18 protein-coding genes are annotated in these 23336 nt (G+C 72.2%); 11 read left to right on the forward strand and 7 right to left on the reverse strand.

The genetic code is table 11. The annotated features are described in order from the left end of the window. Window positions 1-35 precede the first annotated feature (35 nt). The 4 genes from ABEB03_RS11565 to nhaA form a co-directional block, all read right to left on the reverse strand. Window positions 36-2030: a M48 family metalloprotease gene (locus ABEB03_RS11565; RefSeq protein ID WP_345645802.1), complete on the reverse strand. Its 1995-nt coding sequence runs from the start codon at window positions 2028-2030 to the stop codon at window positions 36-38. A gap of 361 nt (window positions 2031-2391) precedes the next feature. Next, the gene (locus ABEB03_RS11570; RefSeq protein ID WP_345645805.1) at window positions 2392-3240 is read right to left on the reverse strand and encodes a hypothetical protein; all 849 of its coding nucleotides are present in this window, start codon (window positions 3238-3240) and stop codon (window positions 2392-2394) included. 37 nt (window positions 3241-3277) lie between these two features. Next, window positions 3278-4024 (reverse strand): hypothetical protein, encoded by a 747-nt coding sequence (locus ABEB03_RS11575; protein WP_345645807.1) that lies wholly within the window; start codon window positions 4022-4024, stop codon window positions 3278-3280. Window positions 4025-4351: 327 nt separating this feature from the next. After that, window positions 4352-6241 carry a Na+/H+ antiporter NhaA gene (gene nhaA, locus ABEB03_RS11580; protein ID WP_345645809.1) on the reverse strand — a complete coding sequence of 630 codons (1890 nt, stop codon included), beginning with the start codon at window positions 6239-6241 and terminating at the stop codon, window positions 4352-4354. A 591-nt stretch (window positions 6242-6832) separates the two neighbouring features. On the opposite strand from nhaA, the gene ABEB03_RS11585 reads away from it, so the two are divergent. From ABEB03_RS11585 to ABEB03_RS11625, 9 genes are all read left to right on the forward strand, one after another. Next, complete coding sequence (locus ABEB03_RS11585; protein ID WP_345645812.1) at window positions 6833-7105, forward strand: hypothetical protein; 273 nt, start codon at window positions 6833-6835, stop codon at window positions 7103-7105. Window positions 7106-7188: 83 nt separating this feature from the next. Next, complete coding sequence (pelF, locus tag ABEB03_RS11590; RefSeq protein WP_345645815.1) at window positions 7189-8730, forward strand: GT4 family glycosyltransferase PelF; 1542 nt, start codon at window positions 7189-7191, stop codon at window positions 8728-8730. Further along, complete coding sequence (locus ABEB03_RS11595; protein ID WP_345645818.1) at window positions 8727-10109, forward strand: hypothetical protein; 1383 nt, start codon at window positions 8727-8729, stop codon at window positions 10107-10109. The genes pelF and ABEB03_RS11595 overlap by 4 nt, the downstream gene beginning before the upstream one ends. Window positions 10110-10275: 166 nt before the next feature. Beyond that, complete coding sequence (locus ABEB03_RS11600) at window positions 10276-11277, forward strand: SDR family NAD(P)-dependent oxidoreductase (protein WP_345645820.1); 1002 nt, start codon at window positions 10276-10278, stop codon at window positions 11275-11277. A 31-nt stretch (window positions 11278-11308) separates the two neighbouring features. Further along, the gene (locus ABEB03_RS11605) at window positions 11309-12022 is read left to right on the forward strand and encodes a nucleotidyltransferase family protein (RefSeq protein WP_345645823.1); all 714 of its coding nucleotides are present in this window, start codon (window positions 11309-11311) and stop codon (window positions 12020-12022) included. Between the two features lie 7 nt (window positions 12023-12029). Further along, complete coding sequence (locus ABEB03_RS11610; RefSeq protein WP_345645825.1) at window positions 12030-12956, forward strand: NAD-dependent epimerase/dehydratase family protein; 927 nt, start codon at window positions 12030-12032, stop codon at window positions 12954-12956. After that, the gene (locus ABEB03_RS11615; RefSeq protein ID WP_345645829.1) at window positions 12953-13615 is read left to right on the forward strand and encodes a spherulation-specific family 4 protein; all 663 of its coding nucleotides are present in this window, start codon (window positions 12953-12955) and stop codon (window positions 13613-13615) included. The genes ABEB03_RS11610 and ABEB03_RS11615 overlap by 4 nt, the downstream gene beginning before the upstream one ends. A gap of 395 nt (window positions 13616-14010) precedes the next feature. Continuing rightward, on the forward strand, window positions 14011-15870 hold the full coding sequence (locus ABEB03_RS11620; protein WP_345645834.1) for a M1 family aminopeptidase: 1860 nt from the start codon (window positions 14011-14013) through the stop codon (window positions 15868-15870). A gap of 220 nt (window positions 15871-16090) precedes the next feature. Beyond that, window positions 16091-17203, forward strand: a complete 1113-nt coding sequence (locus ABEB03_RS11625) for a PP2C family protein-serine/threonine phosphatase (protein WP_345645838.1) — start codon at window positions 16091-16093, stop codon at window positions 17201-17203. A gap of 9 nt (window positions 17204-17212) precedes the next feature. Here the strand turns inward: ABEB03_RS11625 and kstD are convergent, their stop codons facing one another. Then, on the reverse strand, window positions 17213-19018 hold the full coding sequence (gene kstD, locus ABEB03_RS11630; RefSeq protein ID WP_345645840.1) for a 3-oxosteroid 1-dehydrogenase: 1806 nt from the start codon (window positions 19016-19018) through the stop codon (window positions 17213-17215). Window positions 19019-19269: 251 nt separating this feature from the next. Here kstD and ABEB03_RS11635 point away from each other — a divergent pair, with 251 nt between their 5' ends. Continuing rightward, window positions 19270-20913, forward strand: a complete 1644-nt coding sequence (locus ABEB03_RS11635; RefSeq protein ID WP_345645843.1) for a GMC oxidoreductase — start codon at window positions 19270-19272, stop codon at window positions 20911-20913. A 33-nt stretch (window positions 20914-20946) separates the two neighbouring features. On the opposite strand, the gene ABEB03_RS11640 is transcribed toward ABEB03_RS11635, so the two are convergent. Next, window positions 20947-21426 (reverse strand): carboxymuconolactone decarboxylase family protein, encoded by a 480-nt coding sequence (locus ABEB03_RS11640; protein WP_345645846.1) that lies wholly within the window; start codon window positions 21424-21426, stop codon window positions 20947-20949. Between the two features lie 8 nt (window positions 21427-21434). Next, window positions 21435-22508, reverse strand: a complete 1074-nt coding sequence (locus ABEB03_RS11645; protein WP_345645849.1) for an NAD(P)H-dependent amine dehydrogenase family protein — start codon at window positions 22506-22508, stop codon at window positions 21435-21437. Between the two features lie 135 nt (window positions 22509-22643). Here ABEB03_RS11645 and ABEB03_RS11650 point away from each other — a divergent pair, with 135 nt between their 5' ends. Then, window positions 22644-23264 carry an L-threonylcarbamoyladenylate synthase gene (locus ABEB03_RS11650; protein ID WP_345645851.1) on the forward strand — a complete coding sequence of 207 codons (621 nt, stop codon included), beginning with the start codon at window positions 22644-22646 and terminating at the stop codon, window positions 23262-23264. The last annotated feature ends 72 nt before the right edge of the window (window positions 23265-23336 follow it).

Here is a 23336-nt window from a genome sequence, read left to right on the forward strand (position 1 = left end):
AACGCGCCCTTAATCCTCAGTTAGGGAAGGCGGACTCACTCCTGGCCGAGCGTCAGGGACAGCCGCACGGCGGTGCTCGAAGTCGTCGTGAACTCCTGGCAGTCGACCACTGCGCGCAGCGACTGCGACGCCGCTCTGACGAGGTCCAGCCGTATCGGGGTCCCGTCCCGGGCGACGAGGAGCCGGGCCTCCACCCAGGTCGCGGTCGTGCTCACGTCGGAGTGGTCCGTGCGCCGCCCGGTGAGCCATCGGGTCGCGTCCCGCACACCGGTGCTGCGCAGAGCGGGGACCTCCGGGACGTCGGCGGTGAGACGGCCGTCGTCGTGCAGCGTCCAGTGCGCCTGCCGCATGCGGTCCCCGAAGGCCGCGGCCTGCTGGGCCCGGGTTCCCGACAGCGGTTCGAGGGAGGTGACGGCGACGGCGTGGAAGGTCCGGGTCACGTCCGCCGGCAGCGACACCGTGCTCCCCGGTGCCGGCGACGGCCCGTCGGTGAAGGACGGCAGCCCCCGCGGGCGCGGCGGCGCGGCCGGTGCCGAAGGGCTGGGACACGCCGTGGGGGTCCCGCCCGCCCCGCCGGACCTTCCGCTCGGCGCGCCGGTGGGCGCCGGGCGGCGCTCGTCCGTGTCGTCGGCGAACACTCCTCCCGAAGGGCGGGACACCAGGGGCAGCAGTCCGACGAGCAGGACCGTCGCGGGGAACAGGACCGCCGCCGCGTGGACCCTGGCCGAGGTGGCCGCGATCCGGCCACCGGGGGCGACGCGGACGCGCCTCACCAGCGGCCACAGCAGGACGACGGCGAGAGTCACCCACCATGCCGGGTCGGCGATGAGCGCGTGATGGGCCAGCCCCAGCGCCTCCCTGGTCGCGCGTTCCCGTGAGGCGCCCAGCAGTTCGTACGCCGGTACGGCGCCCAGTGCGGCCAGGAGGAGCTGGGCGAGAAGGGCGCTCGGCCACAGCAGTGCCGACAGGAGTTGCACCGCGCCGCTCTCCTCCCGTGTCGCGCACCAGACCCGCAGCCGTACGGGCGGGTGGTGAAGCCGGGCCAGGCCACCGTGGTCGCCCTGCTCCAGACGGCGCAGGGCGCGGACGAGGGCGTCCGGACCGGCGGCGTGCACGGCCCATCGGTCGGCGTCGAGCTCCGCCGACCACAGCGCGGCCACGACGAGGAGCAGCACCTTGGGCACGCTGAACAACACCAGGACCACCTCGGCGAGCGTCAGCGTGGCGGTCGCGTTGCCCGTGACGAGGAGCAGGGCGACGGGGACGACGACGAACACCGCCAGCACGTACGGCCAGACTCGGACCAGGGCGGTGAACGGGCTGCCGAGTCCGGCGACATGCTGCTCGCCGCGGCGCAGATGTCCGACCTCGTGCAGGAGCACCGCGCGGGCCGCCGCCGCGTCCGTGTCCCACAGATGCACGAGTGGGGCGAAGACCCCGATCCGTGTCGCCCGCCGGCCGCCCGGATAGACGCGGGCGGACAGGCCGGACCGTGTGCTGATGCGCAGTCGGACGCCCGGCGCGTGCTCGTCCAGGAACGCCTGCATCTCCTGGTGGAAGTGCGTGGCGGAGGGCGTCGGCCGGGCCTCCGGCTCCGTCGGCGATCCGGACGGCGTCGGCCCGGCCTCTTGCTCCGTCGGCCATCCGGACGGCGTCGGCCCGGCCTCTTGCTCCGTCGGCCATCCGGACGGCGCCGGCGGGGGTCCTGGCGCCGGAGCGACCAGCGGATGATCCGGGGGCAGGAGTCCGTGGCGCCGCTCGATGGCGCGGCAGCGGACCGCCGGGAAGAGGAGCGCGAGGACGGCGGCCAGCAGGAAGAACAGCGGCAACAACTGCACCAGGCTGAGCACCGCGGTGACGAACCGGCCCCGGCCCGCCGCGCCGAGCGGGCCCAGGCCCTCGGCCACTGCGAAGACGTGGCCGATCAGTGCGGGGACCTGCACCACGAAGAGGGCCAGGGTCACCCACAGCCACGGGGGCGGCTCCCACGCACGCGCCGCCGACGGCCGGACCGCTGTCGCCCCGCTCATGGCATCGCGCGGCGCTGCCGGGTCACCACGCCCGGCCGGCTCCGGCGCCACGGTCCGGCCGGACCGAATGCGCCCACCGGTCGGTTCGGCCGGGTCGGGCCCATCGGTCGCCCGGGCCGAGGCGGGGACGCCCACACCGGTCGGTTCGATCGGGACGGACTCATCGGTCGATCCGGTCGCAGCGAACCCATCAGACACCCCAGCCGAGGCCGGAGCGACCACATCGGCCGGGTCGACGGCCGCGGTCGCGACGGACCTCTCCCTCGTCCCGGCCACGGCCGGGACGACCGCATCGGTCGGTTCGGTCGCGCGGGTCGACGCGGCCGACCCGGTCCGCGGGTGCCCCCGGCCGCGGCCTCGGTCATCCGCGGCCCGCTCCGTCCGGGTCCTGCGGGGGTCGCGGATCGGCGCCGGCGCGCGGACGGCGGGACCGGGAACGCAGGCCGGGTGCGGCGGAGATGAGCCGGCGCAGTCGCGGACGGATGCCACGCGAGGTCGGCCGCGGCGGTTCCTCGCCCACGAGGGCGTCCAGGAACGCCGTGGCCTCGCCCGGTTCGCCCTCCGCCAGCAGCCGGGCGGTCACCTCGGCGGCGAGTTCGTCGGCCGCAGCCTGGTCCATGCCCCGGGCCCTGAGCCGTTCGCTCATCCTCAGGGCGGCCCGCACGGCCTCGACGGCGGGTGCGGGCGAGGGCGTCGGCCGGGGAGCGGAACCGGACGAAGCGGGGTCTCCGGACGGGGAGTCGGCCGCGGCCCCGGCGGGGTCGTCGGATGTGGACGCACCTGCGGGTCGGCGAAGGCCGTCCGACCCTTCCGGTTCCGGCTCTCCGTCGGGCCGGGCACCGGCGTCGTCCACCCGCGCGCGCGGCGGCGGATCGGTTCCGTCGTCCGGCGAGGCGCCGGCGGAACGCTGCGCGCGCAGGCCGATCAGCAGGCCGGAGACGGACAGCACGTTGCCCAACTGCGGGCTGCCCAAAGCCGACTTGAGGGCGTCCGCGGCGTACGCCAGCGCGTCCAGGACGTCGGGCAGCACGGAGACCGTGCCGCCGCCCATGCCGCCGGGTGCGGGACGGCCGCCGGAGAAGAGACCACGGCGCGTCGCACCGCCCGCCGCGTACGTCCGTGCGGTCTGCGCGGCCAGTGAGCACTCGCCGGGCGCGGCCCACTCGGCGATCCGGACGCCCCACCGGTCGAGGAATGCGGTCGCCGTCATGACGCCTCCCGGAGCCGGATGTGCGGGATGTCGCGGGTCACGAGGCCGTTCCCTCGAACTCGATGCGGAACTCGACGAGACCGTCCGTGCTGGTGCCCTCCGCCGTGAGGGACGCCGTGGAGGCGTCGAGAGGGCCCCGGAAGGTCGTGCCGGTGGCCAGGGCGTGCGGGTAGCCGCCGGGCAGCGAGCCCAGGTCGCTCCGGCAGGCCACGACCGGACTGGACCAGTTGATGAGGTTGAGGGCGACCGCTTCCCGGGTGTGCGGGTCGGTGAGTCTGGCGTCGAGTTCGCCGCCGGACCAGTCCACGTCCCAGTAGGTCAGCAGCAGGTGCGGATCACGGGGGTTGCCCGCCAGGTCCTGGCCGCTGGTCGTGCTGACGGCGGAGGACCAGAAGGACACGGCGCCGGCCTGGGCGGGGTCGCCCGCGGCGAACAGCAGGGAGAACGGGTTGTCCTCGGTCTCGTCGCCGCCCGTGCGCGGTCGGCCCAGATCGAGCGTGCTGTTCGCCGAATAGGTCTGGCTGTCGGCGAGGCGGCGGGAGCCGTCGGCGTTGCAGTAGTCGTAGACGCGGACGGAGATGTCGGCGGTCCCGCTGTACTTCTCGCCCCAGAGCGCCGAGGCCGCCCCGTCGCCCTCCGCGAGCGGCTCCTCGTCCGGCGTGTCGGTGACCGTGTCGGCGGCTTCCGTCGTCGGCGTGTCGCTGATCGACGGCGTCGGATCGGCGGTCGCACCCGGCGAGGGCGGGCCGGAGGACGGTGGCGTGGCCGCGATCGTGCTCGCCACGGCCGCCGACGTTCCCCGGCCTTCCGGTTCCCCGTTCCCGCACGCAGTCAGCGCCGCGCACAGAACCCCCAGGCCTATTGCCGCCACCAGCCGGGGCCGGACGGATCCGGGCAGCCCGGCAACACCTGTCCTGACGGACATGACATCCCCTCCCCCACCTGAAGGCTCCCCCACGAGCCTCAGGAGGCAGGACGTTACGCTTCGCGGTCGCACCGTCACGCGATACGCGTCCTTCGTTACCTTTTCGTGCCTGCGCCCGCCCGTTCGTGCCTGCGCCCGCCCGTTCGTCGGCGCCCGGACCGGCGGCGCGGGCCTCCGGCGCCGCCCTCAGTCGGCCGGCTGGTTCAGCCGGGCCCGCTCCTTGGCGGCGCGCACCGCGGCCGTGAGGCTCTCGATGTCGTACGCGCCGTGGTGGCGGCGGCCGTTGACGAAGAACGTCGGCGTCCCCGAGACACCGCTCAGGTCGGCGGACTCGACGTCCTCGGCGACGCGCGCGGCGCCGGAGTGGAGGCGCAGGGCCTTGTGGAAGCGTTCGGTGTCGAGGCCCAGTTGCTCGGCGTACCGGAGCAGGTCGACCGCCCGCAGGGCGCCTTGGTGGTCGAGGAGCAGGTCGTGCATCTCCCAGAACGCGCCCTGCTCGGCTGCGGCCTCCGCGGCCTCGGCGGCGAGTTCGGCGTGCGGGTGCACGTCGTCGAGGGGCAGGTGGCGAAAGACGTAGCGGACGTCTCCGTAGTCGGCCAGCAGTTCCCGGATGACGGGCTCCGCGAGCCCGCAGTACGGGCATTCGAAGTCGGCGAACTCGACGACCGTCACGGGTGCGTCCAGCGGACCGCGGACATGGTCGCGGTCGACGTCGACCGGAGGGACCAGGTCGACGATCGTCGCCCCGGTGCCGAGCAGGGCACGGGAGCGCGCCTGACCCGGCAGGTGGCCGACGATCCAGGTGACCAGCCACGTCGTCGCGAAGGAACAGAGGACCGCGCTCAGTACGCCGATCTTGGCCTGAGTGAGCCGCTCTCCCGAGAAGGCGAGCGTCGCGATCAGCAGGGAGACGGTGAACCCGACCCCGGCGATGGCCCCTCCGGCGGTGGTCGCGCCCCAGCCGACCGGCGGGCGCAGATTCCCGCGGCTGAACCGGGAGACGAGCCAGGAGGCACCGACGATGCCCACGGGCTTGCCCACCACGTAGCCGGCCAGGATGCCCAGGGTGATCGGCGACGTGTACGCCTCGGCGAGCCGGCCGCCGTCGACGGTGATCCCGGCGTTGGCCAGCGCGAACAGCGGAACGATCACGTAGCTGGTCCACGGGTGATACATCCGCTGGAGCCGCTCGTTGGGGGAGATCGCCGAGGCGAGACCGAGTCGCACCGACCGTTCCAGCTCCGGCGTCGGCTGCTCGCGGAACAGCCGGAACAGCCCGCTCGCCCGCTCCAGGTCGCTGCGGCTGGCCGGGTACGCGTAGGTCAGCAGCCCCATGGCCAGTCCGATGACGACGGGGTCGACGCCGGACTTCTCCAGAGCCACCCAGGTCACGACGGCCAGCACCGCGTACACCGCGCCGCGCCGCACGTGCGCGGCACGCACCGCGAGGATCACGACGAACAGGCCGAGGGCGGTCCACAGGGCGGGCCAGTCGATGGGGCCGCTGTAGGCGACGGCGATGACGACCAGGGCCACGAAGTCGTCGACCACCGCGACGGTGAGGATGAAGACCCGCAGGCCTGTGGGCAGGCGCCCGCCGAGAAGTGCCAGCATGCCGAGTGCGAAGGCCGTGTCGGTCGACATCGCCGCGCCCCAGCCCTGCGCGGAGGACCGGCCCATGTTGAGCGCGAGGTAGATCAGGACCGGCACCAGCATGCCGGCCAGTCCGGCGATCACCGGCAGGGTGACCCGTCTGCGTTCGCGCAGTTCGCCCATGTCGAACTCGCGCCGCGCCTCCAGGCCGACGACGAAGAAGAACAGCGTCATCAGGCCGCTGTTCATCCACTCGCGCAGATCGAGAGCCACCCCTCTCGCGCCGAGGTGGACGGACAGCTCCGTCCCCCAGAACGTCTCGTAGGCACCCGGGGCGAGGTTGGCCCAGGCCATCGCGGCGAGGGCGGCGGCGAGCAGGACGGCGGCGCTGCCCGTCTCCGTGCGCAGGAAGTCGCGCAGCGGGGTGTGCATGTCCGAGCCGCACTCGGTCCGCCCGGCCAGGTGGGGCGCCGTCGGCGGCATCTTCGTCTCCCGTTCCTCCCGCTCCGTGCCTGTCGCCTACTGGTTCGGCGTGGCCGGCGTCCGGGGCGGGACGCGGTCCGAGCGGCTTGGTCGTCCATCGAGGTGAACCCTCGCCCATCGCACTCTGTTCCGGGCCGAGGCGCGCGGAGCCGCCGACAGCGCCCACACCAGCGGCGGCCCGGTGTCCACGCCCGAGCCCCGCGTGCTCTACGCCCTAGCCCCGCGTGCTCTGCTCCTGAGACCACGAGCCGGCGTCCCGGCGCCGGGTGATGTCGGGTGGGCCCACCCGACACCGCCTCGGCCCACCCGGCGCCCCGAGGAGCCGCCGAAAGCCGGTCCGCGCGGGTAAGGGCACACACATCGCGACAACCGCCGCACATGTGCGTCAACCTCGATCACGACCAGACGGTCGTCTGCTCTTTTCCGTCATGTTCCGCAGCAGGCACACGAAAACTACACAGAGCCATCACTATGTGACGCGACGAAAGCGTTGGCGACCGGCGTCTGAGGGGGGCGGCGGCGTCACGCAAGGGGGTGCGTCCGCTCCATGGGAGCAGTGCTCACCCCTGCCCGGGGAGGGAACTTCACCGCATGAAGCGGACCATTGGCTCGACCGCGCTCGGCGTGGGCGCACTCGTCGGCCCGCTCGGCTCACCGGCCGAGGCGGCGCACGCCGACACCACCGCACCGCGCATCGACCCGAGGTCGCCGGTCGTGAGTGACGGCGGCCCGTCCGACGGCGCGATCGCGTCCGAACCGGGCGCGGCCGTCGGCGTCCCCGTGCAGGGCACGACCAGCAGAGCTCCACGCACACGGGTACCCGCCGCAGTGACCGAGCAGGTGCCCTGCGCCCCGGACAACTGAACGGCGCACCGACCGAAGGTCCCGGCCGCGCACGGCGGCCGGGAAGGCCTGACCACCCCACACCTCGGCCGTGGAGCACATCCATGCACGTTCCCCACGCCGCGCGACGCCCCGGCGCGACGCGCGTCACCCTGCTCACCGAAGGCACGTACCCGCACAGTCACGGCGGCGTGAGTGTCTGGTGCGACCAACTCGTCGTCGGCATGCCCGACATGGACTTCGACGTCATCGCCGTCACCGGAACCGGACGAGAACCGATCGTCTGGGACGTGCCCGACCACGTCTCGCGTGTCGTCGGGGTCCCGATGTGGGGACCGCCGCCCGAGGGCGGTCCGCCGCGCCGGCGCCGCCGCGACCGGCTGTCCGCCGCCTACGAACAGTTCCTGACCGCTCTGCTCGATCCGTGTGCCGAGGACCGGTTCGGCACCGCCCTGTACGAGATGGCCTCCGCGGCTGCCGACGGGCATCTGAGTCACTTCCTGCGTGGCGACGGGGCCATCGCGATCCTCGCCTCCGTGTGGAACCGCCCGGGGCTCGCCGTGCGGGAGGCCCGGCCGACCCTGCACGACGCCATCACCGCCACCGCCCTGCTGGAGCACGCCCTGCGTCCGCTGGCCGCGCCGCCGCCCGAACACGGAGTGGCGCACGCCGTCAGCGGCGGCGTCGCCGTCCTTCCGGGACTGGCCGCGCTGCAACAGCACGGCGTGCCGCTGCTGTTGACGGAGCACGGGGTGTATCTGCGCGAGCGCTACCTCGGTTACCGCACCGCTCCCTACCGCTGGCCGGTCAAGGCCGTCGTGCTGGGCTTCTTCCGGCTGCTCGCCGAGGAGACCTACCGGCGGGCCGCGCTGATCACTCCGGGCAACCGCTACAACCGGCTGTGGGAGGAACAGGGCGGCGCCGACCCGGTATCCATCCGCACCGTGTACAACGGCGTGGACCCGAGCGCCTTCCCGCCGGCCGGTCCCGAGCCGGAGGAACCCACGCTCAGCTGGGCGGGCCGGGTCGACCCGATCAAGGACCTGGAGACCCTCATCCGCGCGTTCGCGCTCGTCCGGGCCCAACTCCCGGCCGCGCGGCTGAGGTTGTTCGGCGGCACCCCGCGCGGCGGCGAGGCCTACCGTGAACGGTGCGAGGCCCTGGCCGCCGAGCTCGGGCACGCGGACGCGGTCACCTTCGAGGGCCGCGTCGACGACATCAAGGACGCGTACGCGGCGGGCAACGTCGTGATGCTGTCCAGCATCAGCGAAGGATTCCCCTTCACCCTGATCGAGGCCATGTCGTGCGGGCGGGCGACCGTCTCCACGGACGTGGGCGGCGTACGGGAGGCCGTGGGCGACACCGGACTCGTCGTCCCGCCGCGCGATCCCGCCGCCATGGCCGCGGCGGCGCTGGAACTGCTCGGCGATCCCGGGCGGCGCCGCACGATGGGCGAGGGGGCCCGGCTCCGGGTGGTCGAACAGTTCACCCTGCGCCAGACAGTCGACACCTTCCGCGCGATCTATCTGGAGCTGTCGGCACTCGGCGGCTTCACCCTTCGCGACCCGTGGGAGGCCGGCACCGCCGCCGATCTCGCGCCGACGGGCGAGCAGCGGGCCGCCCTGCCGAGGAGTCTGGCCGGATGAGCGGACCGATGGCCCTCGAACCCGGCGGTGCGGAGGGCGACATGCTGTCGCTGCGGCTAGCCGGCCACCGCGCCCCGGCCTCGGCCTCGGCCTCGGCGGCGGACCACCCGGAACAGGACGCGGTCGACCGGCTCGCCGCGGAACTGGCCGACCGCATCGGCCCGGCCGTCCACCCCTACGAGGTGGCCGCGCTGCTGGAGTCGGAGGGCCTGACCGCCGAGGTGATCCAGGAGCGGTACGGGCACCCGAACCTGTTCTCCCTCGCCTCCGCGCTGTACGAGCGGGTGCCGCGCACCTTTCCCGAGCCCGCGACGCCACCCGACCCGTGGCGGCCGGACCATGTGCGCTGTGCCCTGCGCGGTGTGCTGTTCGCCCTGCCGGGACTCGCCTATCTGCTCACCGCCCGGCTGTGGCACGCCGCGCGCGACATCGACGTCCTGGTCGTGGCGGGGCTGGTGTCGTGGGCCTGGGGCCAGGCGCTCGGGCACCGGGCCTACCTGCGGATGGCCGCGGGACGGCGCGAGGCGGGACTTACGCTCCGGGCCGGCGCGCCGCTGGGCGCCGCCGTGGCGACGGCCGCGGGGGCCCCGTTCGCCGGCACCGGCACGGCGGTGGCCGTGGCCATCGCGCAGTCGGTGTACCTCGCGGCGGCCGGGGTCCTGCTGGTGCTGGGCGGAGAACGGTTGCTGCTGGCCGCACTGGCCCCGGTGGTCGCCGGATCGGTGGTGCTGCCGTGGTGGGAGCCGGGCACCGTGCTCCGTGTCGCCCTGCCGCTGCTGTCCGTGGTGGGCACAGTCGGCGCGGCGGGCCGGGTGCTGCGGGCCGCCCTGTCGGCCGCGCCCGCGCCGGGCGCCGTCCGGCCCCCGCTGCTGCCCTCCCTGCCGTACGGGCTGTTCGGCCTGGCCGCCGGGGTGCTGGTCCTGCTGGAGGGGCGGCAGCACCCGTACGCCGTGATCGTGCTGACGGTCAGCATGGGGCCCGCCGAGTGGCTGCTGTACCGGTACCGGGGGATGTCGGTCGCGGCACTGCGGGCGACCGCGACACCGGCCGCCTTCCTGTTCCGGTCCACCGGTGTGCTCGCTCTGTGCCTGTGCGCCTATCTGCTGCCGCTGCTGCCCGCGGCGCTGCTGACCGATGCCGAGCCGATACCCCTGCTGCTGCTCGCGGCGACGCTGTGGACCGCGCTGCTCCTCCAGGCATTCGGGGCCGCATGGCCGCCCGCCGGGGTGTGCCTGGCCGCCGCGGCCGGTGCAACGGCGACAACCCTGTCGTACCTGCCGAAGGGCCCGGGACCGCTGTCGCTGTGCTGCGGCGCCGCCGCGCTGTGTCTCACGGCATGTGTGCTGCGGCTGCTGGGCCGGCCCGCACCGCACTGCTGAAGGCTCCCCGCCCCGTCCGACTTCTCATCCCGTCCGCTGTGTCGCACGGGTCGCACCCGGCATCCCGCCGGGACGACCGGACACGACCGCGGCCGTCGCGGGACGCCCGCGACACCGTCGCCAGACGCGGACACCACCTGCGCAACCCGACCGGAAGGACCATGAGTTGACCACCGCACCACTCGCCGCCGTCACCGGAGCCGAAGGCTTCATCGGTTCCCACCTCACCGAGGCGCTGGTCGCCTCCGGGTGCCGGGTGAGGGCCATGGCGCAGTACAACTCCTTCTCCTCCTACGGCTGGCTGGAGACGCTGCACCCCGACGTCCTCGACCAGGTCGAGATCGTCCTCGGCGACGTCCGCGACCCCGGCTCGGTCCGGGGTCTGGTCGAAGGCGCCGACTGCGTCTACCACTTGGCCGCCCTCATCGCCATCCCGTACTCCTACCGGGCACCGCACAGCTACGTGGACACCAACGTCACCGGCACGCTCAACGTGCTGGAGGCGGTGCGCGCGCTGGGCACGCCCCGGCTGGTGCACACCTCCACCAGCGAGACCTACGGCACCGCCCGGACCGTGCCGATCACCGAGGACCACCCCATCAACACACAGTCCCCTTACGCGGCTTCGAAGGCCGGCGGGGACCGGCTGGCCGACAGCTATCACGCGAGCTTCGACACCCCCGTGGTCACGCTGCGGCCGTTCAACACGTTCGGCCCGCGCCAGTCCATGCGGGCCGTCATTCCGAGCGTCATCGGCCAGGTCGCGGCGGGCGAACGCATCCTCACCCTCGGCGATCTGCGCCCGACCCGCGACTTCACCTACGTCAAGGACACCGCGCAGGCGTTCCTCGCGGTGGGCACCGCGCCCGCCGACCGGGTCGTCGGCAGGACCTTCAACGCCGGTACCGGCGGCGAGATCTCGGTCGGCGACCTGGTCGCGCTGATCGGCAAGGTGATGGACACCGCCCTCGACGTACGGGAGGACTCCCGGCGCATCCGGCCCGCCAACTCCGAGGTGATGCGGCTGGTCGCCGACGCGTCCCGGCTCACCGCGGCCACCAGCTGGAGTCCGGCCCACGATCTCGAACAAGGCCTGGTCCACACCGTGGAGTTCTTCCGTGACCCGGCCAACCTCGCCCGCTACAAGACCGGCATCTACAACATCTGACCGGCCGGTACGTCCACGAAGGAGGAGTCCCATGCACGCAGTGATCCTGGCGGGAGGCAAGGGCGTCCGGCTGCGGCCCTACACCACCGCACTGCCCAAGCCGCTCGTGCCCATCGGCGATCAGCACGCCATCCTGGAGATCGTGCTGCGCCAGCTCGCCACGGCCGGTTTCACCGGCTGCACCATCGCCATCGGCCACCTTGGCGAGATCATCCGGGCCTACGTCGGCGACGGCTCCCAGTGGGGCATGGCCGTCGACTACGCCACCGAGGAGAGCCCGCTCGGCACGATGGGCCCCCTGCTCACCATGCGCGAGCGCCTGCCGGAGTCGTTCCTCGTGATGAACGGCGACGTGCTCACCGACCTCGACTACGCCGACGTCCTGGGGCAGCACCGCGTCTCCGGTGCGCCGCTGACGATCGCCACGTACGCGCGCAAGGTGCTCATCGACTTCGGAGTCCTGACCACCGACGCGCGCAAGGTCGTCGCCTTCACGGAGAAACCGAGCATGGACTACCGCGTCTCCATGGGCGTGTACGGGTTGACCCGGTCGACGCTCGACGGCTACACCCCGGGACTGCCGCTCGGCTTCGACGAGTTGGTGCTCGATCTGCTGCGGATCCAGAACCCTCCGCACGCCTACGAGTTCGACGGCTACTGGCTCGACATCGGCCGCCCCGACGACTACGACCGGGCCAACGCCGAGTTCACCACCCGCAAGTCACTGCTGCTCAAGGGAGCCTGACCACCGTATGCGCATTCTCGTCCTGGGCCTCACCGGCTATCTGGGCGGTCACGTCGCCGACCACCTGCGCGCCCTTCCGGGCGTGCGGGTGCTCGGCGGCGGCCGCTCGGCCGCCGCCGAGGTCGGCATCGACCTCGCCACCGACCGTACGGACCAGGTGGCGAAGGTCCTCGCGTCGGCGGCGCCCGACGCGGTCGTCAACTGCGCGGGAGCGACCGGTGGCGACGCCGTGACGCTGGCCGAGGTCAACTCCCGCGGCCCCGCCGTGCTGTGCGCGGCCCTGCGCGACGCCGCTCCCACGGCACGCCTCGTCCATCTCGGCTCGGCCGCCGAGTACGGTCCCGGCACCCGGGACGTCACTGTCGCGGAGTCGGCCGCCACGCGCCCCGTGACGCCGTACGGGGCCACCAAGCTCGCCGGAACCGTCACGGTGTCCGCTTCAGGTCTCGACGCGGTGGTCCTTCGCGTGGGCAACCCGGTGGGGCCCGGCGCCCCGCCCGCGGGGCTGCCCGGCCGGATCGCCGGGCTGCTGCGCGAGGCCGGCGGGGACCCGGACGCGGTGATCCGGCTGGGTGACCTGTCCGCGCACCGCGACTTCGTGGACGTACGGGACGTGGCGCGGGCGGCGGCCCGGGCCGCGACGGCGCCCGCTCCGCTGCCCCGCGTGCTCAACATCGGCGGCGGGCAGGCCGTTCCGGTGCGCGACCTGGTGCGGGCACTGGCCGGGATCTCCGGGTTCCGGGGGCGCATCGAGGAGAAGGGCGGCGGGTCCGTGCGCTCGGGGGACGTGTCGTGGCAGTGCTCCGACATCGCCTCCGCCGCCGACGCCCTCGACTGGTGGCCTACGTACTCGCTCGACGAGTCGCTGTCCGCACTGTGGGCCGCGGTCACGGAACCTGCCGGCCAGGAGCGGGAGGGCAACCGCACACCATGAGCCTGCTGATCCCGCTGTACGTCCATCCGGGCGAGGACCCGGCCGCCTGGCACCGTCTGATCACCGCGGCGGACCGGACGTACGCGGTGATCCTCAACCCCGCCGACGGCCCGGGTCCGAGCCCCGACCCGGCGTTCACCGCGGCAGCCGGCGCGCTGCGGGACTCGGGGGCCCGGCTGCTCGGCTACGTGGACACCGACTACGGCGCCAGGGAACCGGACGAGGTCGCGGACGACGTCGCCCGGCACCGGGAGTGGTACGCGACGGACGGCTGCTTCCTCGACCGGGTGCCGTCGGGCCGGGCCGAACTGTCCACCGTCAGAAGGCTGGTACGGACGGCACGGCGGCTCGGTGCGGCTCCCGTCGTCCTCAATCCGGGCGTCCACCCGGCACCGGGGTACGCGCGCCTCGCGGATCTGGTCGTCACGTTCGAGGGCCACTGGTCCACGTACGTCTCGGCGTTCAGCAGACCGGAGTGGACCTCGCGCCATCCGGCCGACCACTTCTGCCATCTCGTGTACGGCGTGCCCGAGGCCCTCGTGCCGCTGGCCGTCCGCACCGCCCGTGACCGGGGCGCGGCGGTCTGCGGACCGGTCACGGGCGAACTGCCCAATCCCTGGTCGCGGTTGACGCCCGCGCTGGACCGGCCACCGGGCTGAGATCGGCGCTTCGGGTCGCCGCCCGGACGGGACGGCCGTGTCGCCGGGGTGCGAGCCCGGCGACACGGCAGCCGACCGCGGTCGATGCCGGGAGGCGGATCTTCGATACGGCAACACCAGTGCCCGGCAAGGCCGGTTGGCTCGGTGAGGTGGCAACTCCCGTGGCTGGAACGGGAGAAGTCAGAAGTACGCGGCTTTTACCCGTACCTGATGGCATGCCCTGGTCAAATCTGCGACGCTTCCCGCAGTCGTCGCCCCGCCTGCGGGGAGGCGCGGAAGAACTCCCCAGCAATCACGCAACCGTCAGGCACAAGCCCCTGACCGTCCACGGCACACCCAGCCGTCCGGGCGGCACCGAGCAGGCCGCGATCCCGGCCGCCTCAAAGGAGTTTCGCGTGAGACCAACCCCCCGCAAGGCCATCACCGCGAGCGCACTCGCCGTCACGGCGCTGGCCGCCCTGTCGCTCCCGGGCACACCGGCGGCCGCCGCGCCGCCCGCAGCCCCCGTGGCCGCCGCCTGCACCCCGACGCAGGTGGTCGCCAACGGCGGCTTCGAGAGCGGCACTTCACCCTGGACCCAGTCGTCGACCAGGGTGATCACCAACCGCGCCGGCCAGACCGCCCACGGCGGCTCCAGCTTCGCCTGGCTCGGCGGCGTCGGCAGCACCCACACCGACACCCTCTCGCAGAGCGTCACCGTCCCGTCCGGCTGCAGCAGCGCCACCCTCACCTTCTGGCTGCACATCGACACCGCCGAGACGACGTCGTCCATCGCGTACGACAAGCTGACGGCGAAGATCGGCAGCACCACGCTGGCGACCTACTCGAACCTCGACAAGAACACCGGTTACGCGCAGAAGTCGTTCGACGTGTCGGCGTTCGCCGGCCAGACCGTGACCCTCGCGTTCACCGGCACCGAGGACTCCAGCCTCCAGTCCAGCTTCGTCGTCGACGACGTCGCGCTCGACACCTCGGGCGGTACGACCCCGCCGGCCGACTCCACCCGCACCCCGGCCGCCCCCTCGTACACCGTCGACCTGAGCAGCGACACGAGCGGCACGGTCTGGTCGGGCCACGAGAGCGCCACCTTCACCAACGCCTCCTCCACTGCGCTGAGCGAGGTCTACCTGAGGCTGTGGGACAACTACCACGGCACCTGCTCGGCCATGCCGATCAAGGTCAGCAATGTCACCGGCGGCACCGCGGGCGCCCTGTCGGTCGGCTGCACCGCCCTGAAGATAGACCTGCCCGGCCCGCTGGCGCAGGGCCAGAGCGCCACGATCGGCTTCGACCTGGGCATCACGGTCCCCAGTGGCGCCGACCGGTTCGGCCACGACGGCGCGTTCAGCTTCATCGGCAACGCCCTGCCCGTCCTCGCCGTCAAGGACGGCGCGGGCTGGCACCTGGACCCGTACACGAACAACGGCGAGTCGTTCTACTCCCTGGCCGCCGACTTCAAGGTGACCCTCGACCACCCGAGCACCCTGCTGGTCCCGGCGACCGGCACCTCGGTCGACACCCCCGGCTCCAGCGGACGCACGGTCACCACGGCCACCGCCTCCAAGGTGCGCGACTTCGCCTGGGCGGCGGGCCCCTTCAGCAAGATCTCCGGCACCTCCACCGCCGGCACCCGCGTCAACGTCTACTCCGTCTCGGCCATCAGCTCCGCCGACGCGCAGTCGATGCTCACCACGGCGAAGTCCGCGGTGGACGCCCACGCCTCGCGGTTCGGCGCCTACCCCTACGGCGAGCTGGACGCGGTGATCGACAACAACTACTGGTTCGGCGGCATGGAGTACCCGGGCTTCGTCCTCGACCTGGTCAGCACCACGGCGCTGACCCATGAGATCGGCCACCAGTGGTGGTACGGGATCGTCGGCGACGACGAGTACACCAGTCCCTGGCTCGACGAGGCGTTCACCGACTACGCCACCGATCTGGCCCTGAACAAGACCGGCACCAACTGCTGGAACAACGTCTCCTGGGCCTCCTCGGCGGAGAAGATCACCAACTCGATGGCGTACTGGGACGCCCACTCGTCCCGCTATTCCACCGTCGTCTACGGGTACGGGAAGTGCGCCCTGCACGACCTGCGGCGCCTCATCGGCGACACGGCCATGACCAAGCTGCTGAAGGACTACGCCACCGCGCACTGGTACGGCGTCTCGACCACGGCCGAGTTCAAGGCGGCCGCCCAGGCGGCCACCAGCACGGACCTGACCTCCTTCTGGAGCACGCACCGCATCGACGGCTGACGCCGCACCGGCTCGCCGCGGTGGGCGCTCCCGGCGCCACCGCGGCGAGCCGACGCCGCGCGGCGTCCTGCCGCGTGCCGTCACGGATCGCGGCCGTCCCCGCACACCACGCGCCCGCCCGGGCGAGCCCGGCACCCATGGCCTCGTCCACCCGTTTGCCCGCCGACCGGAATGCGCTCCCCGGCCGAATGGTGGAGCGTGGTGGGTGAGGAGGAGCGCTATGGCCGGGAGGGCCGGGTCGGGGCGGCGGGACGGGAAGCAGGGCTGGCTGCGTGGCTCGCCGCCTCCGCGTTGGGTGCGGGCGCTGCCGCCGGGCCTGCTGGTGGCGATCTGCGCGACCGAGCTCGGGATCGACCATCCGCTCGACATCGGCTTTCTGCTCGGCGTCATCCCGACCATGGCCGTGCTCTCCTACGGCCCCCTGGCCACGGCTCTCTTCGGAACCGCCGTCGTGCTGCTGCTCAACGTCCCCGCCCTGGGACTGAACCGACCGGGCAACACCGATCTGCTGACCATCACCTTCATCGCCGTGCTCAGCGTGTTCGTGTCCCTGGTGCGCACTCGCCGGGACGCCCAGCTGGTCACGGTGCGGAGCGTCGCCGAAGCCGCCCAGCTCGCCGTCCTGCCACCGCTCGCCGAGCGGGTCGGGACGGTGCGCTGCTCCGGTCTGTACCGGGCGGCGCAGAGCGAGACGCTGGTCGGCGGCGACTTCTTCGACGTGCGGGCGGGGCCCTTCGGTGTGCGGGCCCTGATGGGCGACGTGCAGGGGCACGGGCTGTCGGCGGTGGGCACCGTCGCCTCGCTGCTCGGGGCGTTCCGGGAGACCGTGCTCGACCAGCGGGACCTCAAGGCCACCGCGGCGCGCCTCGAACGCAGACTGGTGGTGGACTCGGCGGGCGACCATCCCGCCGAGATGTTCGCCACCGCTCTGCTCCTGGACTTTCCGCCGGGGACCGGTGCGGTCCGGCTGGTGTCCTGCGGACATCCGTACCCCCTGCTGCTGCGCGGCACGAAGGCGTTCGAACTCGAACTCGAAACGGGGGCGCCCCTCGGTGCGGGGCTGTTCGACATCGCTCCGCCGGAGACCCGCACCGTCCGTCTGGAGCCCGGTGACCGGCTGTTCCTGGCGTCCGACGGCGTGTCCGAGAGCCGGGACAGGAACGGGACGTTCTACCCCCTGGTCGACCGGCTGACCGCCCTCGCCGAGCAGTCGCCGGCCTCGCTGGTCGACAGCGTCTGGGAGGACCTCACCCGGTTCTGTCCCTCGATCCGCGACGACGTCACCATGCTGCTCCTGGAACCGGGCGAGGAGGAGACGAACCGTACCGACTAGTGCGCAGGGTCAGGACGCGGTGCTCGCCGCGATGTCCAGGGCCGCGATGTGGCCGAAGGTCATCGCGGGACCGATCGTCGAGCCCGCGCCCGCGTAGCTGTGCCCCATGACCGCCGCGCTGGCGTTCCCCGCCGCGTAGAGGCCGCGGATCACCGAGCCGTCCGGGCGCAGCACGCGCGCCCGGGCGTCCGTACGCAGGCCGCCCTTGGTGCCCAGGTCGCCCGGGACGATCCGGAAGGCGTGGAAGGGGGCGAGCCAGAGCGGGGCCAGACAGGAGTCGGGGAGGATCGCCGGGTCCGTGTAGTAGTGGTCGTAGACACTGTCGCCGCGGTGGAAATCGGGGTCCCGCCCGCTCAGGGCGAGGCCGTTGAAGCGGCTGACCGTGGCGCGCAGGGCCGCCGCGGGCACGTGTATGGCCGCTGCGAGGGCGTCGAGCGTCCAGGCCTTGTACGCGGCGCCCGAGGTGTACCAGGCCTCGGGGAACGCGAAGGTCGGCGCGACGTCCTTGAACAGGTACCGGTTGCGGTAGTTCTGGTCGACGATCAGCCAGGCCGGGATGTCGGGCGCGGTCGCGTTCCGTGCGTACATGGTGTGCACGACATCGCTGTAGGGTGCGGCCTCGTTCACGAAGCGGGCACCGGCCGCGTCGACCAGCAGGCCGCCGGGGAGGGTGCGCTCGGCGAGGCAGAAGTAGGGCTGGTCGGGCAGCGGGATCGCCGGCCCCCACCAGGCGTCGTCCATCAGGTCGAGCGCCGCGCCCGCCCGCTCCCCCGCCCTGATCCCGTCGCCGGTGTTCTCCTTGGCGCCGACCGTCCACTCGGTGCCGATGGGCTGTTGCTGGTACCGGGCACGCATGGCCGCGTTGTGCTCGAAGCCGCCGGAACCGACGATCACCCCGCGCCGGGCGCGGACCAGGCCCGGAGTTCCGTTCCGGGTGACCACCGCGCCGGTGACGGCACCGTCCTCCGTGTACAGGTCGGTGAGCGGGCTGTTCAGCCACACCGGGACCTGGGCGGAGAGCAGACCGGCGCGCAGGCCGGCCGCCAGCGACTGGCCCATCGTCAGGGGTTTCTGGCCGAGGAGGGCCGCCTTGGTGCCGCGGGCCAGGCATTCGGCGGCCACCGCCGCGCCCTTCGCGCTCACGGCGGCGAGGGTGAGCCACTTGTAGTCCGCGCTGAAGACGACCATGCCGGCCGGGACCGGCATGTACGGCGGGTTCAGGTGCGCGAGTTCGGCGCCCAGGACGGTGCCGTCGAGCTGGTCCGGCTCCATCGACCGGCCGCGGGGCAGCCCACCGGGGAGCTCCGGGTAGTAGTCGCTGTAGCCCTCCATCCAGCGGAAGCGGAGCGGGCTGTTCGCCATGACGAAGGAGATCATGGCGGGTCCGTGGTCCAGGAAGGCCTGCCGGCGCTCGGCGGACACCTCGGGGCCCACCACGGCCGCGAGGTAGGAGGCGGCCTTCTCGGGGGTGTCCGGGACTCCGGCGGCGAGGACGACCGGGTTGTTCGGGATCCAGATCCCCGCTCCGGACCGTGCCGCCGAGCCGCCGAAGGTGGGGGCCTTCTCCACGACCACGCAGCTGAGCCCCTGACGGGCGGCTGTCAGCGCGGCGGTCATGCCCGCCGCCCCGGAGCCGATCACCACGACGTCGAAGGTGCCGAGCGGGGGGAGGTCGGCCGCCGCGGCGGTGCCCGGCAGGCCCGCCGCGAGCGCGAGCCCGGCACCCGTCGCGGCGCCGAGCACATGGCGCCGTGAGGGCCCGGGTGCTGGGGAGGGTGCGGTGGTACGTCCGACGGGTTCCGCGCTCAGGGACATGGCAGGGCACTCCAGCAGGGCGAGGGAACGTGGGGGCGTGCGGGTGCTCCGGGAGGCAGCGGGGCGCCTGCCGTCACGGTTTCTGATGCGGAGTCAGGAATGTCGCGCGAGGGTCTTGTGAAGTCAAGGGGCACGGACACCGGCACCCTAATGCCCCAAGATCGGACACAAGTTACCAACCGGTATGTAGTGACTTGACAAGCAAGTAACAGTAGAACGTGTTCTCACTCATCGAGAGTGAGGAGCGTCACATGAGTGACACTGTCCAGTACAACAACGAATCCAGGGGTGTTTCGCGGCGAAGATTCATTGCTGGAACTGGTTCTATTCTTGGAGCGATGACGCTCGCGGGACATGCCGCGGCGGCACCACAGAGGTCGCTCACCGCCGCCGGTCCGATCCCCACAGGAGCCCACGTCCCCGTCCTGGTGATCGGCACCGGATACGGCGGATCCGTCACGGCGCTGCGCCTCGCCCAGGCCGGTGTCGACGTACAGATGGTCGAGATGGGCATGGCCTGGGACACCCCGGGCTCGGACGGCAAGATCTTCGCCAACACGACCAGCCCGGACTACCGGTCCTTCTGGCTGCGGACCAGGACGAAGCAGCCCATCAGCAATTTCCTCGGCTTCCCGATCGACAAGAACGTGCCCCGCTACACCGGGATCCTGGACGCCGAGGAGATGGGCGGGATCATCGTCTACCAGGGCCGCGGCGTCGGCGGCGGTTCGCTCGTCAACGGTGGCATGGCCGTCACCCCCAAGCGGGAGAACTTCGGCGCCGTGCTCCCGTCGGTGAACGCCGACGAGATGTACGCGACGTACTACCCGCGCGCCAACGCCGGTCTCGGCGTGGGCACCGTCGACCCGACGTGGTTCGACAGCGCGGACTGCTACCAGTACGCGCGGGTCGGCCGTAAGCAGGCCCAGCGCTCCGGCTTCCCGTTCGTCTTCGTGCCCGACGTGTACGACTGGGACTACATGGAACAGGAGGCTGCCGGATCCGTCCCCAAGTCGGCCCTGGCCGGCGAGATCCTGTACGGCAACAACTACGGCAAGAAGTCGCTGCAGAAGACCTACCTCGCCCAGGCCGCGGCCACCGGGCGGGTCACGGTCTCACCCCTGCACAAGGTCACCTCGGTCGCCCCGGCGTCCGGCGGCGGCTACACGGTCCTGATCGACCAGATCAACACCACCGGGGACACCACGGCCACCAAGACCGTGACCGCGGACCGGGTGTTCTTCGCTGCCGGCAGCGTCGGCACGAGCAAGCTGCTGGTCAAGCTGAAGGCCACCGGCGCACTGCCCGGACTGAACGACCAGATCGGCAAGGGCTGGGGCGACAACGGCAACGTCATGTGCGGTCGCGCCAACCACCTGTGGGACCCGACCGGCGCGCTCCAGGCCAGCATTCCGTGCGGCGGGATCGACAACTGGACCGCAGGGGGCGCGTTCGCGGAGGTCGCACCGCTGCCCACCGGCATCGAGACCTTCGCGTCGTTCTACCTGTCCATCACCAAGAACCCGAACCGCGCCGAGTTCTCCTGGAACGCCGGCACGGGCACCGTCGGCCTGAACTGGCAGACCGCCTGGAAGCAGCCGTCCATCGACATGGCCAAGTCGATCTTCGACAAGATCAACGCGAAGGAGGGGACGATCTACCGCACCGATCTCTTCGGCACGTACAAGATCTGGGGCGACCACCTCACGTACCACCCGCTGGGCGGCGCGGTCCTCGACAAGGCCACCGACAACTACGGCCGTCTGCACGGCCATCCGGGCCTGTACGTCATCGACGGCGCGCTCATCCCGGGCAACACCAGCGTCAACCCGTTCGTCACCATCACGGCGCTCGCCGAACGCAACATCGAGAAGATCATCGCCACCGACCTGTAGCGGTGACCGGGCCGGCAGAGCGGCCCGGACCCGTCAGTGGGTGGGCAGCACGCACACGGCGTCCAGGCCCAGCACATGGTTGAGCCGGCCGAACGCCAGCCAGGAGCCGATGCTCATGCTCAGCTCCACGATCTCGTGCTGGCTGTAATGCGCGGTCATCCGAGTCCAGAACTCGTCGTCCAGACCGTGGTGATCCAGTGCGTACCGCTCGGCGTACTCCGCGGCCAGCCGGGTGCGGTCGTCGAAGGCGTCGGTGGTACGCCACTGGGTCACCGCGTCGGCGAACTCCTCCTCGACCTTCTGCCCGTCCCGCTCGGTACGCCAGTCGAGACAGAACAGACACCCGTTGATCTGTGCCATGCGCAGCCGCGCCGCCTCGAACTCGCGCAGCCCCAGGGTCGTGTGCTCGTACACCGACAGCGAGAAGTTCGCGGCGGCCATACCGATGCCGGGGACCATCTCGCCCCACACGTAGCCGATCGGTTCCTGGCCCTCGGGAATGTCGATGTGCATGGTCGTGGTCACTTCCTTCCGAGTCGGCCGACTGCGGGACGCAGCGGGACGTCGAGTGCGTCGTAGAGTCCGGGTTCCGCGTCCACCAGCCAGTCGATGGCGCCCACCAGCCGTCCCACGGCGGTGGCATTGCCGCCGGCGGAGCGGTTGTCGCCCTCGTCGGTGGCCTCGACGGTCACCTGGATGCGCGGCCGGCCCTCGATGATCACGCGATGGGCGCCGTCGCCGTCGGGCGGCACCGGCCAGTCCGGTGCGCAGGACGGATGGATGCGGGTGACGTGCTCGACGACGATCCTCGGTTCTCCCCCGACGATCCCTTGGACCTCGAACCGCACCGCACCCTGGGTGCCCGCCTCGAACTCGCCCATCGTCCGGGTGCGCACGGTGTCGGTGAGCGCGCGCCGGTCCGTGGTCTCCCGGATGTCGTCGAGTTCGACGCCGAGCGCCCGGGCCATCAGCCGAATCTGCCCGCCCCACACCATGGTGGGAACGGACGGCGCGAGCATCAGCGGCTCGTAGTCCATCGGGTGCCCCATGCCGATGAGCTGACGGACGGAATCCTCCTGGTCGTACGTCGAGTAGTCGAAGATCTCCTGGCAGCGGACGGCGTCCACCGTGGTGCCGAGTCCGCTGATCAGCAGGGGCAGGACGTCGTTGCCCCACCCGGGATCGACACCGGAGACGAAGAGGGAGCCGCCGCCCTCGGCGACGGCGGCGAGCATCGGGTCCCGGAACTCCGGCGGAGCGTTGCGCTGGTCGTAGAGCGGATAGAGGGCCGGGGTGACGACCACCGCCCCGGCGCGGATCGCCCTGCCGATGTCGGCGAGGGCCTCGTCGGGACGGATGTCGCCGGTAGCCGCGTACACCACGGCCCCCGGTGAGCCGGCCAGGACGGCGTCGACGTCATCGGTCGCCGCGATCCCCAGACCGTGGTCGAGCCCGGCGAGTTCGCCCGCGTCGCGGCCGACCTTGCCGGGGTTGTGGACGAGCACCGCGGCGAGTTTCAGAGCCGGGTGCGCCTCGACGGCGCGGATGGCCGCGCGGCCGACATTTCCGGTACCCCACACCACCGTGGAAATCATGCGCGGAGGGTAGCCACAGGACCTCGAGGTTCATAGAGCCGTGAGCGGTGAATTGTCCCGGGCTGTGCGCCGCCGACGCGTTCGGGCCGTGCGCCGGTCGTCCCGGCGGCTCGGCGGCGGTTCTAAGCTCGGCGTATGGCCAAGTACTTCGACGTGCACCCGGAGAACCCGCAACGGCGCATCATCGGCCAGGTGGCCGAGACCGTCCGTTCCGGAGGGCTCATCGTCTATCCGACGGACTCCTGCTTCGCGCTCGGGTGCCAGCTCGGCAACCGCGAGGGGATCGACCGCATCCGCTCGATCCGCCGGCTCGACGAGCGTCACCACTTCACCCTGATGTGCCAGGACTTCGCGCAACTGGGCCACTTCGTACGCCTCGACAACACCACGTTCCGCACCATCAAGGCGGCGACTCCGGGCAGTTACACGTTCATCCTCCCGGCGACGAAGGAGGCGCCGCGCCGGATGCTGCACCCGAAGAAACGGACGGTCGGGGTCAGGATTCCCGACCATGTCGTCGCCCAGGCGATTCTCGCCGAGCTCGGCGAGCCGCTGCTGTCGAGCACCCTGCTCCTGCCGGACGAGGAGAAGCCCCTCACCCAGGGCTGGGAGATCAAGGAGGAGCTCGACCACGTGGTGGACGCGGTCATCGACTCCGGGGACTGCGGCACCGAACCGACGACCGTGATCGACTTCTCCGGCGGGGAGCCGGAGATCGTCCGCCTGGGTGCGGGGGACCCCTCCCGCTTCGAGTGAACCTCAGGGCATGCCAGTGACGCCGCCCCTGCCTCCGCTCCCCCGGCCGGCACGCTCCGGCCGACACGACGG

The organism is Streptomyces siamensis, from assembly GCF_039543605.1.
Taxonomy (GTDB): Bacteria; Actinomycetota; Actinomycetes; order Streptomycetales; family Streptomycetaceae; genus Streptomyces; species Streptomyces siamensis.